Source organism: Kushneria konosiri (assembly GCF_002155145.1).
In the GTDB taxonomy this organism is placed as follows: Bacteria; Pseudomonadota; Gammaproteobacteria; order Pseudomonadales; family Halomonadaceae; genus Kushneria; species Kushneria konosiri.
The window spans coordinates 3,188,170-3,202,380 of record NZ_CP021323.1; the positions used below are offsets into that span (position 1 = coordinate 3,188,170).

General features: G+C 56.0%; 10 protein-coding genes. 3 read left to right on the forward strand and 7 right to left on the reverse strand.

From position 1 onward, the window contains the following. Positions 1-226 precede the first annotated feature (226 nt). The gene (gene gorA / locus B9G99_RS14765) at positions 227-1,588 is read right to left on the reverse strand and encodes a glutathione-disulfide reductase (protein ID WP_086622845.1); all 1,362 of its coding nucleotides are present in this window, start codon (positions 1,586-1,588) and stop codon (positions 227-229) included. Between the two features lie 161 nt (positions 1,589-1,749). On the opposite strand from gorA, the gene can reads away from it, so the two are divergent. Both can and B9G99_RS14775 read left to right on the forward strand, forming a co-directional pair. Continuing rightward, on the forward strand, positions 1,750-2,394 hold the full coding sequence (gene can, locus B9G99_RS14770; protein ID WP_086622846.1) for a carbonate dehydratase: 645 nt from the start codon (positions 1,750-1,752) through the stop codon (positions 2,392-2,394). A gap of 123 nt (positions 2,395-2,517) precedes the next feature. Continuing rightward, complete coding sequence (locus B9G99_RS14775) at positions 2,518-3,555, forward strand: hydrolase (protein WP_086622847.1); 1,038 nt, start codon at positions 2,518-2,520, stop codon at positions 3,553-3,555. 28 nt (positions 3,556-3,583) lie between these two features. Here the strand turns inward: B9G99_RS14775 and msrA are convergent, their stop codons facing one another. The 4 genes from msrA to B9G99_RS14795 form a co-directional block, all read right to left on the reverse strand. Continuing rightward, positions 3,584-4,216 (reverse strand): peptide-methionine (S)-S-oxide reductase MsrA, encoded by a 633-nt coding sequence (msrA, locus tag B9G99_RS14780; protein WP_086622848.1) that lies wholly within the window; start codon positions 4,214-4,216, stop codon positions 3,584-3,586. Between the two features lie 114 nt (positions 4,217-4,330). Further along, a complete protein-coding gene (gene tamB / locus B9G99_RS14785; RefSeq protein ID WP_086622849.1) occupies positions 4,331-8,425 on the reverse strand; it encodes an autotransporter assembly complex protein TamB in 4,095 nt (1,364 codons plus the stop codon). Continuing rightward, a complete protein-coding gene (tamA, locus tag B9G99_RS14790) occupies positions 8,425-10,299 on the reverse strand; it encodes an autotransporter assembly complex protein TamA (RefSeq protein WP_086622850.1) in 1,875 nt (624 codons plus the stop codon). Before tamA ends, tamB begins: the two co-directional genes overlap by 1 nt. A gap of 64 nt (positions 10,300-10,363) precedes the next feature. Further along, positions 10,364-11,098: a hypothetical protein gene (locus tag B9G99_RS14795; protein WP_086622851.1), complete on the reverse strand. Its 735-nt coding sequence runs from the start codon at positions 11,096-11,098 to the stop codon at positions 10,364-10,366. 171 nt (positions 11,099-11,269) lie between these two features. On the opposite strand from B9G99_RS14795, the gene B9G99_RS14800 reads away from it, so the two are divergent. Further along, positions 11,270-11,890, forward strand: a complete 621-nt coding sequence (locus B9G99_RS14800; protein WP_158521519.1) for a superoxide dismutase — start codon at positions 11,270-11,272, stop codon at positions 11,888-11,890. Positions 11,891-11,975: 85 nt separating this feature from the next. Here B9G99_RS14800 and B9G99_RS14805 read toward each other — a convergent pair whose 3' ends face one another. Next, a complete protein-coding gene (locus B9G99_RS14805) occupies positions 11,976-13,286 on the reverse strand; it encodes a nucleotide sugar dehydrogenase (RefSeq protein WP_086622853.1) in 1,311 nt (436 codons plus the stop codon). A gap of 2 nt (positions 13,287-13,288) precedes the next feature. Continuing rightward, a complete protein-coding gene (galU, locus tag B9G99_RS14810) occupies positions 13,289-14,179 on the reverse strand; it encodes a UTP--glucose-1-phosphate uridylyltransferase GalU (RefSeq protein WP_086622854.1) in 891 nt (296 codons plus the stop codon). Between the last annotated feature and the right edge of the window lie 32 nt (positions 14,180-14,211).

The window sequence follows — 14,211 nt, forward strand, 5'->3', positions numbered from 1 at the left end:
ATGGATATTTCGCAATTGGCGAATTAGGCCCAAATAATAACAATAACTTATAAAATCATCAAATCGATTCATTATGAGATCAGGACAATTCCATAACCCGACTTTATGTGAGGGCTGGCTACTCCTGTGTCCCGGTATTGAGCCACGATGCTGATCGAGTTAACTATAGACAAGAAAAAGCCGCCTGCGGCGGCTTTCGTAGATACGCATGGTACTCGTCAATGCATTACGTTCTGGTGACACTGCGTAGCGTGACAAACTCCTCAGCACTGGTGGGATGCACGCCGATGGTGGCATCAAAGTCACGCTTCGTGAGTCTGGCCCTTACGGCAATGGCCAGCCCCTGAATCAGTTCACCGGCCTCTTCGCCCACCATATGAGCCCCCAGCACACGATCGGTGCTGTCATCGACCACCAGCTTCATCAGGCAACGCTCATCGCTGCCTGAAAGCGTGTGACGCATGGGTTTAAAGTCGGTGGTGTAAACGCGAATGCTGTCGTGCCTTTCTCTGGCCTGCTCTTCGGTCAGGCCCACCGTGCCCATATTGGGATGACAGAACACGGCCGTGGCCACGCTATCGTAATCGATAGGGTCAGCGCTGCCGCTGCCATAATGAAGCTCGACCAAGCGCATGGCTTCCTCGAGCGCCACGGGTGTCAGCTCCGGTCCTTCGATAATGTCACCAAGGGCCAGAATTGATGGAACGGAGGTCTGATAGCGGTCATCGATTTTTAGCTTGCCATCGAACTCGCGCTCAACATCAACATTTTCAAGCCCCAGTCCTTCAAAGCGCGGACGTCGCCCTGTTGCCCCCAGAATGGCGTCTACTTCCAGCGTTTCACCATTGCTGAGCTCCACGTCATAGACCTCATCGCGCTTTTCGACACGATTGATCGTGGATTCGAAATGCAGGTTCACACCCTTTTTCAGCATCTCGTCACGGATAAAGTCCCGCAACTCATTATCAAACCCGCGAAGAAACAGCGGACCTCGATAAGACAGATGAGTTTCCGCGCCCAATCCATTGAAAATGCTGGCAAATTCGACAGCGATATAACCACCGCCCATGACCAGAAATCGCTTCGGGAATGTGGGCAGGTCAAAAATCTGATCGGACGACAGTACATGCTCACGTCCTTCAAACTCCGGCATCCACGGCGTGCCACCGGTAGCGATCAGAATTTTTTCAGCACTGACACGACGACCGTTGATGGCCACCGTGTGCTCATCGACGATTTCAGCACGCCCCTGAATCAGCTCAACGCCTGAATTGGTCAGAAGCTTTTCGTAGATACCATTGAGACGCGATATTTCGGTCTTCTTGTTATCTCGAAGCCTTGACCATTCAAAGCGCGGTGCGCTGTCGAAATGCCAGCCAAACCCCTGACTGTCTTCAAAGGCATCATGGAAATGGGCCGCATAGGAGTAGAGCTTTTTGGGGACGCAGCCGACGTTGACACAGGTACCACCCAGATATCGATCCTCGGCGATGGCTACCCGGACGCCCTTGCCGGCTGCGGTGCGAGCAGCCCTGACGCCACCTGATCCTGCACCGATGACAAAAAGATCGACATCATATTGCGACACGTTGATTGCTCCAGCTGAAAAATATTTGAAACGAAGGCGCTTCCGTTGGAATCCTGCCCTGGGAATAATGGGTCATGATGCTATCACATGAGTGTGCGCCATGGCCGTTCTGGCGTGTTTACCATTCTCTATGCTGTTCATTGAAAAGGCTGTAAAAAACGATGTGTGATCACAAGAATTGTCAGGATATCTCGCAGCTTCTCGAGCAGAATCGGCTCTGGGCCGATCAAATGGTTGAAAACGACCCTGACTTTTTCAAGCGTCTCTCCGATCAGCAAAACCCTGATTTTCTGTGGATAGGCTGCTCCGACAGTCGGGTGCCTGCCAACCAGATCATCAATCTCCCGCCGGGAGAGGTATTCGTTCACCGTAATGTGGCCAACATACTGCATCACAACGACATGAACGCCCTTTCCGTTATCCAGTTTGCCGTTGATGTCCTAAAGGTGAAGCACATCATGATCGTGGGTCACTATGGGTGTGGCGGCGTCAAGGCTGCCGTCACGGGTGGCGACAACGGCATTGTGGATTACTGGCTTAATACCGTTCGCAACCTGTATCACCAGCATCAGGAAAGCCTGGCGGACCTGTCACTTGATGAGCAGGTCAATCGCATGTGCGAAATCAATGTCAGAGCCCAGGTATCCAACCTCTGCCAGACCAAGATTCTGCAGCGCGCCTGGGAGCGCAATCAGAACGTTTCGGTCCATGGCTGGTGCTACAGCCTTGAAAATGGTCTGGTCAAGGATCTCGAGTGCACAGTGACCACTTCGGATGAGGCAGAAGCTTTCCGGCTATCCTGCTGACGGGTCAGGCGTTTTCAGAATCTGCCTGACTGACGTCACATCAATAAACACAACAATGCTTGACCTGCCTTCCGCTCTCGGTGATAACAGACCTTCACCGCTTTGAAGGCAAAAAGAGTCGACATGTCGGGCATGACTCACAAGGCCGGCTTTCGCGCGCCGCGCGGGCTGGCCAATCCCCATATCCAGACCCTGCTGCCCCTGCTTTTGCCTCGCAGCAAACTGCATGTTGAAACAGAGCTACTGACGCTACCCGATAACGATGTTGTGGAACTCAGCTGGGCCCAGCCTTCCCATCCGGATGCCCGAGCGCCCATTATGGTGCTGTTTCATGGCCTGGAAGGGTCGATTGACTCTCCTTACGCCCGAACACTGATGCGCACGGCGACCGATATGGGATGGCGTGCCGTACTGATGCATTTTCGTGGCTGCGGGCGCGTGCCCAACCGGGGTCTGCGCAGCTATCACGCCGGAGAAACCGCCGATGCTTACTGGATGCTGTCACAGTTGACGCGACGTTATCCCAATGCACTCAAGGTTGCGGTCGGTGTATCGCTGGGCGCCAACGTCCTGCTCAAGCTGGCTGCAGAACAGGGTGGCGATGGACTGGATCTGGCCGGTGCCATTGCCATTAGCCCACCGCTGGATCTGGCAGCCTCGGCGGATGCCATCAATATCGGGTTCGCGCGTTACTATCAGCGCCACATTCTGAAGTCCATGAAGCACAAGATGATGCGTCATGTGGAAGATGGCCGCCTGAGCAGAATCAACCGACAACAGCTCAAGGCGCTTGATACCTTCTGGGCCTTTGACAACGAAATTACCGCACCACTGCACGGTTTTGGCTCCGCCACGGATTACTATCAGCGTGCCTCTTCAGGTCTCATGCTGCATCGTATCGAGCTGCCTACGCTGATACTGCATGCCGCCGACGATCCATTGATGCCCATAAACCTGCTGGATCGCCTGCCTGTGCCATCAAGAAGTGTGCGTATTGAAATGGCCGAACATGGAGGACATGTCGGTTTTATAGAGTATCGCCAGGGACTGCTGCGACCCTGGCTTGCCACACGTGTGGCACAGCAGCTTGAAAGCTGGCGCAATGTACCCGGTCGAAAGCCACAGACCCGGCTGCTGGGGCGCAACCAGCCACAGGATTGAAACGCCCCGAACGGTTTAACGGAAAGATTCAGATTGGGCAGCTGACACCAGTACCCTTGAGGCCGCAATAGCCCATGGGGTTCTTGCTCAGATACTGTTGGTGGTATTCCTCGGCATAGTAAAAGGCCTCGAGATCGTCGATCTCGGTAGTAATGTCACCCTTGCCGCCCTGCTGCAACGCCTGCTGATACTCTTCCAGACTCTTGCGCGCCACCTCACGCTGCTGTTCGTTGCTTACCAGAATCACGGAGCGATATTCATTGCCGATATCATTGCCCTGACGCATCCCCTGCGTGGGATCGTGCGCCTCCCAGAACACCTTGAGCAGTTCACTCAGAGAGATTTCTGATGGATTGAACACCACCCGAACAACTTCGGCGTGGCCGGTCCTGCCGGTGCAGACCTCGTCATATGTGGGGTTGGGAGTATACCCACCGGCATAACCGACCGCCGTCACCCACACCCCCGGCAGTTGCCAGAAAAGGCGCTCGGCACCCCAGAAACACCCGAGCCCCAGGACGATGTCCTCGAAACCTTCAGGCGGAACGGATGAGATATTGCGATCGTTAACGTGATGCACGCCGCTGATGTTCATGGGCGTGTCACGGCCTGCCAGTGCCTCTTCAGCACTGGGCATACGCATTCTGTCGTATCCGAACATGGTGCCTCCTCAACGGGTCTCGAAACAGATGCGTCTCGAGACAGGATAAACGTTAACAGGCTACAGGTTATCGGGGCTGTGGGGCCAAAACACAAGCCCCTCACCCTCTCGTGGTCAATACGGTCTTTCGGGCGTGCGCCCCAGGCTGAAGGTATAAATCAGATCAACGGCCTGATTGGCACCCGATACAGCCTGCAGATAGAGGTTCTGAATCAATCGATAACGCAGCGTCAGCTCTGCGATCGAAGAAAACAGGCCCATGCCATAACTGACCTGGAAGTCATCAAAGAGGTAGCCGCTGACCACCACCTGGCTATCATCGCCACTGCCGGCCGTGTCCAGTGACAGGTCTTCGATGCCAAAGCTCTCACCCAGCTGACCGATGGCCTTGCCACTTCTGGAAAGCGACAGCCCGATCAGCGCCGAAGTCAGCATGCCATCGCTGTCACCGCTGGCATCCGGAGCACGCCCACGCAGCAAATAGGACAGCGCACGCGACTCATTCATGGCAGGCTCCGAGAAGACCTTGAGCTCCGGCTGATCCGCCGGCCCGGTGACCTGCAGTCCGGCAATGACATTGTCGGCCGTGCTGTCTGGATTTCGAATGGCATCGATGTTGAGATAAGGCTGCCCGGGCGGTCCGCTGAAAAGCACCTGACCGCGACGGATGATCAGATCCTGGCCGAAGGCCTGGAAGCGACCATCCTTGAGTGCGACATCGCCGAACAACTGGAGCTGATTGGCGTTCTGGCGCACATTGAGACGACCCTGAACGTTAGCATTAAGCCCATAGGCTTCAAGCTGAACATCGTTGCCGACAATGATGTTAACGCCAACATTGACCTCCATGCCGGCCGCTTCAAGATCCTGGGTATTGGCCCAAGCCAGTTGCCGTTCTATATCGTTGCTCGCCTCGAGCTTCGCCTGCCTCTGCTGGCGGGCTTCATATTCCTCACGTGTGATGATGACTTCATCAGAAGAGGGTTTTACAGCCGATGGCGGGATCTGACCGACTTCAAGGCGTGCCCAGGGAATACGCACATCCCCGTTGATATTCAGACGTTGTGGATTGGCCGCCACTCTGATGTCGGGCGCCACTCGCAGGCGACCAAATTCAGGCATACGGATCTCGAGCGGCGAATTGGCACCATCCAGCGCCATATTGGCCTGCCAGTTTTCGGTGGTCGGCCAGTTGGCGTTGCCGCTGAGATTCCACCGGGCATCATCAACCTGCAGATAGCCATCCAGCGTACCGCGATCCCCCTGGAATGCCATCGCCATGCGCGCATCATCAAGACTGACCGGCAGTTGAGGGCCACTGGCACGAACATCACTGAGTACCATATTGCCGTCAAGACGCGGCTCGACCAGCGTCCCTGAAAGCGACACATCACCATTGAGCTGGCCGGCCAGCCTGTCAAGTGCCGCGACCAGCGGCGTATAGGGGGATAGCGTCACGCCATTGGTGACCAGACGGCCCGATAGTGTTCGACGGCCCAGCGGGTCGCCCACATCTGCATCAAGTCGAAGGCTGCCTGCATCGCGCAGATTCATGTTCAGCCGGGCCTGTGCCCTGTCAGGCGTGGCCTCGGCGTTCACGCGAATACCCAGATGCGGCAGTGTAAAGGGCTGGTTCTGAGCGTTCCGACCGCGCACATCGATCTCACTTTGCAGGTCGGTTGCCACATTCCATCGACGCCCCGCCTGTGACCACCTGGCATTAATGTCACCTTCCAGTCCACCGGCAAGACGCCACTGGGGCGGAAGATAGTCGTTGGCCAGTGACAGATCGATTTCCGATAGACGCAGGGCCGCATTTCCGCTGTCGGCACTCGCCTGGAGTGTGTCGACCGAGCACAGCCGTCCTCCCTGACGTCTGGAGAGACAAAACGGTGAAGCGGTCACGCTGGACTGTTTCAACAGCGCCGTAAACTTCAGCGGATTATCCAGGGCAATATCCCCACCCTGGGGCGCGCTGACTTCCAGCGGCGTGATGGTGCCAGCATAGCGCTGTGCAGCCTGATCAAGGCTGCCTTCAAGTGCCATGCGTACCCGACTGACGGGTAAACCGTCTCCGCCGACAACATCAAGCGTTAGCCGATGCTGTTTCAATGTGCCCTTCAAAGCGGTGGTGACCTGGCGAATATGCTGGTTGGCAGCACTGATATCGCGGGCATCAAGGTCAACATCAAAGCTTGGGTTATCAAGCCCCTGCGCCCTGGCCGTCAGCTGAAGCGAGCCGATGCGATTGTCCTGGTAGCGAAGTCCCTGGCCACGCAGATCAACGTTGCCATTCGGATTATCCAGCGTACCTCGAAGCCGAATCTGGCCGTTGGCACTACCACTCAGGTCTGGAAGAATTGTCCCAAGTGCCGGCGCCGAGATATCTGCATTGAGCGAGAGCTGATCATTGATATCCCCCGTAGCCGATACCCGGTTATTGCCCTGACGCAGATCCAGCTGATCAATGTGCCACTGCATATCACTATTGCCATTTAGCCTGCCCTGCAGGGAAAGCGCTCGCTGCTGAAGCGTGCCGTTGATATCAAGTTCGGGAACATCAACCTGCCATTGATCACCATGCTGCTTGAAGCCTGCCTGCAGCGTGCCGTTGAGGCGGCCGGTCACGGCATTGGTCAGATTCTCCAGCGCCAGGTTATTGACGTTCAGTGACGTCGCGACATCCAGTGACGGCGACCATGTTGCGGTTCCTCTGGCTTCCAGCTTCCCATCGCCGGTGGACACGGTCAGCGGTGCCCAGCTGAAATGGGTGATGTCACCGTCACCTTCCAGGCGAATATCCAGCGGCGCAATGTTCGGCCCTTCGACATGGCTGCCTATCGCCAACTGGTACTCCCTGAGCGAGCCTTCAGCATCAATACTCATATCACGGACAATCCAGGGCGTTATGCCGGGCGAGGCCTCAAGCGGCCAACGCACCTGCGGACTGGAGAGCCCGAGTTTGAAAGGCAATTCCGGCGCCAGAAGATCGGCGTGGGCATTCAGGGTCGCCAAAATGGGTCCGGAGGCATTGACGGCAAGCGTCAGGTCAGCCAGCGATCCATTTGCCTCAATCTCTACATGCTCGCCCTGAACCGGCGCCTGCAGTGCATCTGCATTCATCGACAGGGTCAGCGGATAGTCGCCGCTGAGCGTCGCCTTCGCCTTCATGGACAGGCGCGCCATGGAAGAGTCCAGCGTCAGTTGCCGGAGCTCAATGTCTGACTCCCCTGTTCTGACAGCCAGTGCAAGCTGGTTAACGACCAGCGGGGTTTCTCCCTCAAGTCTCAAGCGGTTGATGGCGACGTCTTCAGCGTCAATATCAAGTGGCAGCGTGATGTCAGGCATGACGATACGGCCCTGCTCATCCGTCTGACCGATCACACCGGCCAGCGGATTGGCCAGCGGTTGCTGTCCGAAGTCGGCAAGCATTTCCAGTACGGTGGGTGGCTCGGGGTTGGCCACTTTCAGAGCCCCCTCAACGGCATCGGCAGACAACGCAAAATTGGCGTTGTTGTCGACCAACACCGGCGGTACCGAGGCAACAATGGCCTCAGCAGCGGCGATGGCCGGTGCCGTAATCATGTCAGGATCAGCGACACGCCGGGCCGTGCGAACATCCACACTCGCATTGAGAAGGTCTGGCTGATCAAGCCCCGGAGAGGAAGCAGGCATCACACGAGTATCTTCCAGTCGCGTTTCGCCCAGTGTGAGATGGCTGCCTTCAAATATCGCGCTGCTGTGGAAGTGCCCCAGTTCAACACGGGCACCGTTGGCCAGACGTAGATCGATGTCATCCAGCCGCAGATCGCGCAGCTCCACCGGCACGGGCGTGCTGATACGGCTCATGGGCGAACCGTCATCCACGGCCTCGGGAGCAGGTGTGTCGCTACTGTTTAACACGGCATCCACGCCACTGATCTGCAGCTGATCGATGCAAAGGCGACCGCGCAGCAGGCAATCGCTGCTCCAGTGCAGTGCAAACTGGTCAACGTTGAGTCGAAGCGGGGGCAAATCCAGATGAAGCCCCTGAAGGGTGAAATCATCCAGTAGCGCGCCTTCCGCGTGTTGATAGGTCAGAAAACCACGCGACTGCGCCTGCTCAAGCAGTTTGGCAGTACCCCATGGTGACAGGGCAGTCCCCGCCACGATGAGTACCAGCGCAATGAGCGTTACGGCTACCCACAGGATAGCGCGGGGCAGTAACATCAAAATTCTGGGCCGATGCCGAAGTGCAGACGCCAAGAGTCCTCCTCACTATCAAAGGGATGGGCGATATCCATGCGAACCGGCCCAACGGGTGAAATCCATCGCACGCCCACGCCTGCGCTTGTCTTGATTTCATTCGGCCACCAGTCATTGAAGGCATTACCGGCATCCACAAAGGTGGCCCCCCACCAGTTTTTGGCCACCTGGCGCTGATATTCCAGAGAGCCGACCAGAAGGTGCTTGCCCCCCAGAAGATCGCCGTCGCTGTTTTCAGGGGCAATGGTTTCGTATTCGTAGCCTCGTACGCTGCTGTCGCCACCGGTAAAAAAGCGTAGCGAAGGCGGCACCTGACTGAAGTCATCCGTACTGGTGGCCCCAACCGTGGCACGTCCTACAAAGCGATTGTTCTCTCCAAGGCTACGTATCCACTGACTTTCGAGGCGCGTGCGTAGAAAATTCGCATCCGAACCCCAGATATCGCTTGAGCCTTCTACCAGAATGTCCTGTCGATCTCCCCACATGGGAAACCGGGTATCGTCCGTGCGCGTGCGTGACCAGCTCATGCCAGGGATGAACAACAGTACCTTGTCTTCTTCATCCCCCTGAGTGAAATCTTCATATGTGGTACGCAGGTAGGCATTTTGAATCCAGTCATTTTCAAAACGCCACTCTCGTCCCAGAGAGACCGAGCTTTCAAAACTGCGGGTATCACTTTCACTTCGATCGGTATTCTTGAAGCCGTAGCGCATGTAGTAATTATCACGCGACGGATTGGCCAGCGGCACGTTGTACTCGCCTGTCAGGGTTTGCTCCGGGCCTGACAGGATAAGGTCATTGTTGAGACTGTCGCCTCGATCGTTGAGCCAGGGCATCTCCCAGCCAAGGTTGACTCGTGGCCCCACGTCCGTGGAATAACCAATACCCGTTTCGAACTTGTGTCGGTCTTCCGGAGTGACATTGATCTCGATGGGTACGATCGCTTGCTGAGGCTTTTCCTGAGCCTCAATATCCTCCTGGAAGTTCTGACGCTTGCCTTCCGGGCTCTCTACTCTCGCATCCGGCGATGAGGTCACCATGGATGAAGCACCCTGGAGTGAACGCTCGTTGAGTCGCGGACGAACACTGACGCTTCGAAACCACCCTGAATCACCAAGGCGCTGGCTATAGCGGGCAACATCCGTGGCCAGATACCGATCATTGGGATCAAACGGCGCCATTCTGCGCAGGCGTTGTTCCCGGATCTGGCTACCGGTAACAAGGATGTCACCAAAGCGATAACGCTCCCCGCTTTCAAATATCAGTGATATATAGGCGGCATGCGCCCAGGGATGTACTTCGATGCGGCTTTGCCGATAGCGAGCATCAAAATAGCCCCGCTCAAGGGCGAGAGCCGTCAGACGGGACTTGAGCGTTTCATACGGGGTGTGAAGAAGACGCTTGCCTTCCATGCTTTCCAGCGAACTGGCCTTGAGCGCCTGCTGGAAGGGCTCGTCATCCTTTGCCTCACCTTCGACACGAACCACCACTGACCGAACACGCACGGGTTCACCGTGATCAACGTCGACCGTGACGTGCTCTCGGTCGCGAAAGCTCACCGATATCTCGGGCTCGTAATAGCCAAAGGGTCTCAGGGCATCACTGGTCTTTTGTATCACTTCGGCGCTGTAGCTTTGCGTCTCGGCATTTTCAGGAATACTGAGAGCCTGGAGATAATTGCGGATATTGGTCGCCAGTTCGCCCCGCACGCCCTGGACGTCGGCATCGATGGCAAGCGCAATCGATGACTGACAGATACCGGTCATCAGCAGCGTCGATAACAACAACCTGCGGGTCGATATGCCTGCAATCATGCGGTTACGAGGAAAGCGTCGCATAACGTTCAGAATCTTCCTTGATGATATGAATCACACCGTATGCCTACGGGGCTGGCGGCACCCTTCAAGGATTCAGAAGATCCTGAAGCGACTCCTGAGCGGCATGCAGACTGGTCTGATTTTGTTGAAGCCGCTCGGTCTGCGCTGACAGTTCATCGATACGCCCCCTGATCGAGGACAGCGCCCTTTCATGTTCTGTCACTCTATCAGCAAGCGCCTTCAACTGTTGACGATTGTCTTCCATTGTCTGCAATCGGTCCGACTGCCTGGCGTTAGTATTATCTACATCCTTGAATCGTGCATCATAAGTGCTTTTAAGACCTTCGATAACCGCATCAAGCGAACCCATCGACTGTTGTAACGACACCAGCGTTTGCTGTCGCACGGTATCGGCCTTTTCCAGCTGATCAAGCTGTTCCTTTTGCACATCATTGCTGGCCTGTTGCTCAAGACGCTGCTGCAGCGTCTCAAGCTGGGTACGCTGGGCTTGCTGTTCTCTTCGAACCCCATCGAGAATGTGATCAAGGTTTGTCGACATTTCCTGTCGGTTGGCAGCCACTTCATCTGCCTTGTCGGTCAACGCTGACACCCTGGCAGACCAGCGCTGGCGGTCCTGATAGTACTGTACTCCCATGGCGACAATGGCGGCGGCAAGCAACACCACGAGTATATACAGGGGCCATAGTGTCGGCCGGCGTGCACCGTGATGCGCACCGGAAGAACGTGGTTCTGTACGGGTCGAATACGCAGCGTTGCGATCAGCGCCTATGACGGGCTCTTCATGATCTTTTTGCGGCATGAAAGTCTCGAGAAATGTAGCAATCTGAAAAATAACCTGACCTTTTCAGCCAGGTCATGACACTGCATGCATGCTACGATGCATGGCCTGTTAAAAGCCAGTACAGGCGACTTGGCACACAGGTACGAACGGCAATACCAGGGGCTCCCTGGCCAGAATGGAACGTTGATCATGCCCCTTGAACTTCCCTCTCTGCCCTATGCAACAGATGCACTGGCACCCGTGATTTCGGAACACAATCTACGCATGCATCACGAAGGTGTTCATGCCGGCTATTTAAAACGTCTAAACACGTTGCTCGAGACAGATGAGCCAACGACACGTTCACTTGAAAATATCATGGGAACCGGACGCGGAGAGGCTCAGGCCTGCGCCTGTCAGGCATGGAACCATACCTTTTTCTGGCAATGCCTGACGCCCTGGTATCACCCGCCGGGCAGGGTTCTCAAGGAGGCGCTGGCAGCGCGCTGGGGAAGTCTTGAAGCCTTTCAGGAAGCGTTCATGGCCAGTGCCATGGCACACTTCATGGGCGGCTGGACATGGCTGGTATACACCCCTCAGGGCCGACTGGACATTCATAATGCCGCCGATGCAGGCTCCCCTCTGCTCAGAGGATTTACTCCCCTGCTGGCCGTCGATCTATGGGAACACGCGTGGTACGTCGATTACGGAAATGATCGACGCAAATATCTACAGAAACTCTGGGGCATTGTTAACTGGCCCTTCGTCGAGCAGTGCCTTGAAGATGCTCTGGCGACTGCCGAAGGCAGACGCAACCGGCTACACGCCTGAAAAGGCCTGACCATTAAATGGCATGAGAGAAACGGGCTGGCACGATCTGGCGAAATGCCTATCGCGACCAGCCCGTCCAGGAGCCTCAGCGATCGTCGTCTGTTGCTCTCTCCTGTGGATTGGCACTCCGCCCGATGCCGCGATAGCAGAAGCCATGCTGCGCCACGAAAGCAGGGTCGTAAATGTTACGACCATCCAGAATCAGCGGCGTTTTCATCAAAGTCGATAGACGACGCCAGTCCGGATTCCAGTACTCCTTCCACTCCGTGACCAGCAACAGAGCATCAACGTTTTCACAGGCCGACTGAGCAGTGCCTGCAAGCGTCAGAAGAGGATGCTGACCATAGTAGTGCTCGATGGCCGGCAAAGCCGCGGGGTCATGAAGCCTCACATGCACACCCTGCGCCCAGAGCGCATCCAGCAGGCGAAGAACCGGCGCATGCGCGATTCGAGCTGTGCCGGGCTTGAAGGCCGCCCCCCAGATTGCCACCGTACGGCCTTCCAGATCGCCGTCGTAATGCTGCCAGAGCTTGCGAAAGAGCTCTTCCTGCTTTTGCTCGTTGACCTGTACAACCTGCTCAATCAGTCCGTTGGGCTGACCCTCGCGCGCCCGAATACTCGACAGGCGATAAAGGTTACGAGCAAAGCTCGGGCCGCCAAAGCCGCATCCAGGATAGAGATATTCGCGACCGATACGGCGATCTGAGCCCATTGCCTGACGTACCAGCTCGATATCGACACCAAGGCTGTCTGCCAGACTGGCCAGTTCATTCATGTAGCTGACACGTGTGGCCAGCATGCCGATAACGGCAAGCTTGGTCAGTTCAGCAGCACGTCTTGGCATCAAACGGACGTTATTTTCGCGACGATTGAAGGCTCTTAAAAGCTCACCAATCTGGCGGGTCGCCCAGTCATCTTCACTGCCCAGGATCCAGCTGTCAGGACGCGTAAAGGTGGCCATGGCACGACCCTCTTCAAGCATGTCAGGCAGTGCGACCGCAACCTGACGCTCCTTGCGCAGCAGTGTCTCAAGCACTTCTGTATGGCCGATCGGAAATGTACTGTTGTTGACGAGTACGAAATCGTGCGGCTCGCGCCCCAGTGTCTGCTCGACCCACTGGTCAGCATCATTGCGCTGATCCGATGAAACGGCCAGCCAGTAGACACTGGCGCTCGGCAGCGACTTGGAGCTTTCACAGAGGGTTAGTGACCCATTGTTGATGCTCTGGGATAACTGGTGATAAAGCCCCGGCTCATTTCTGATCCAGTCCGTCCCGGATAGAACATTCCATGGCTGAGCAGGGTGCGGCCACCAGTATACCTGGTGGCCTACCATTGAAAGTGCAGCGGCTGCCGTTGCTGCACTCAGTTCGCTTCCATGCACTACCACCTGCATGATTATGCCTCGCTTTGATAGCGCTTCAGCAGCTCACGGAATCCTTCGCCGTACTTGGGATGACGGCGGGCAAACGACAGTGTCGCTTCCAGATAGCCGAGCTGATGACCGCAGTCGAAAGTTTCGCCTTCCATACGATAGGCAGCAACATCCTGCTTGCTGCGCAAGGTATCGATGGCGTCAGTCAGCTGAATTTCGTTACCTGCACCGGGGCGTGTTTCAGCCAGCACCGAAAAGATACTGCCGGGCAGCAGATAACGGCCGATAACAGCCAGTGTAGAAGGCTCGGTACCGGTTTCAGGCTTTTCTACCATGCCTGTGATCTTTTCGCTCTTGCCGGCTTCAGGTGTTTCACCTTCCAGTGCCACGATGCCGTACTTGTAGGCAACTTCAGCCGGTACATCCTGAACCATGATCTGAGCAGCACCCGTCTGATCATAGGCATCAATCATGCCACCCAGATCATTGCGCGTCATGCCTTCATCATCGACCAGAACGTCCGGCAGCAGCACTGCGAACGGAGCATCGTCACCGATGACCGGACGCGCGCAAAGAACGGCGTGACCAAGACCGAGAGCTTCCGGCTGACGAACGCTGATGATGGATACGTCGTCCGGGATGATGTTGCGCAGCTCATCAAGAAGCTCTTTCTTGCCCTTGGCTTCAAGCTGGGTTTCAAGCTCGAAATGCTTATCGAAATGGTTTTCGATGGCTGATTTCGAAGAATGAGTAACCAGAACAATTTCCTTGATGCCGGCCTTGACCGCTTCCTGGACGACGTACTGGATCACCGGCTTGTCGACAATGGTGATCATCTCCTTGGGGATAGCCTTTGAGGCGGGAAGACAACGAGTACCAAAGCCGGCGACAGGCAATACTGCTTTACGAATCATTCCTTTTCCCTTTCTATCGAATATCAAACATG

Coding starts and splice junctions, on each gene's coding strand:
- can (WP_086622846.1), top strand. CDS start 1,750: ATGTGTGATCACAAGAATTGTCAGGATATCTCGCAGCTTCTCGAGCAG.
- B9G99_RS14775 (WP_086622847.1), top strand. CDS start 2,518: ATGTCGGGCATGACTCACAAGGCCGGCTTTCGCGCGCCGCGCGGGCTG.
- msrA (WP_086622848.1), bottom strand. CDS start 4,216: ATGTTCGGATACGACAGAATGCGTATGCCCAGTGCTGAAGAGGCACTG.
- tamB (WP_086622849.1), bottom strand. CDS start 8,425: ATGTTACTGCCCCGCGCTATCCTGTGGGTAGCCGTAACGCTCATTGCG.
- tamA (WP_086622850.1), bottom strand. CDS start 10,299: ATGCGACGCTTTCCTCGTAACCGCATGATTGCAGGCATATCGACCCGC.
- B9G99_RS14795 (WP_086622851.1), bottom strand. CDS start 11,098: ATGCCGCAAAAAGATCATGAAGAGCCCGTCATAGGCGCTGATCGCAAC.
- B9G99_RS14800 (WP_158521519.1), top strand. CDS start 11,270: ATGCCCCTTGAACTTCCCTCTCTGCCCTATGCAACAGATGCACTGGCA.
- B9G99_RS14805 (WP_086622853.1), bottom strand. CDS start 13,286: ATGCAGGTGGTAGTGCATGGAAGCGAACTGAGTGCAGCAACGGCAGCC.
- galU (WP_086622854.1), bottom strand. CDS start 14,179: ATGATTCGTAAAGCAGTATTGCCTGTCGCCGGCTTTGGTACTCGTTGT.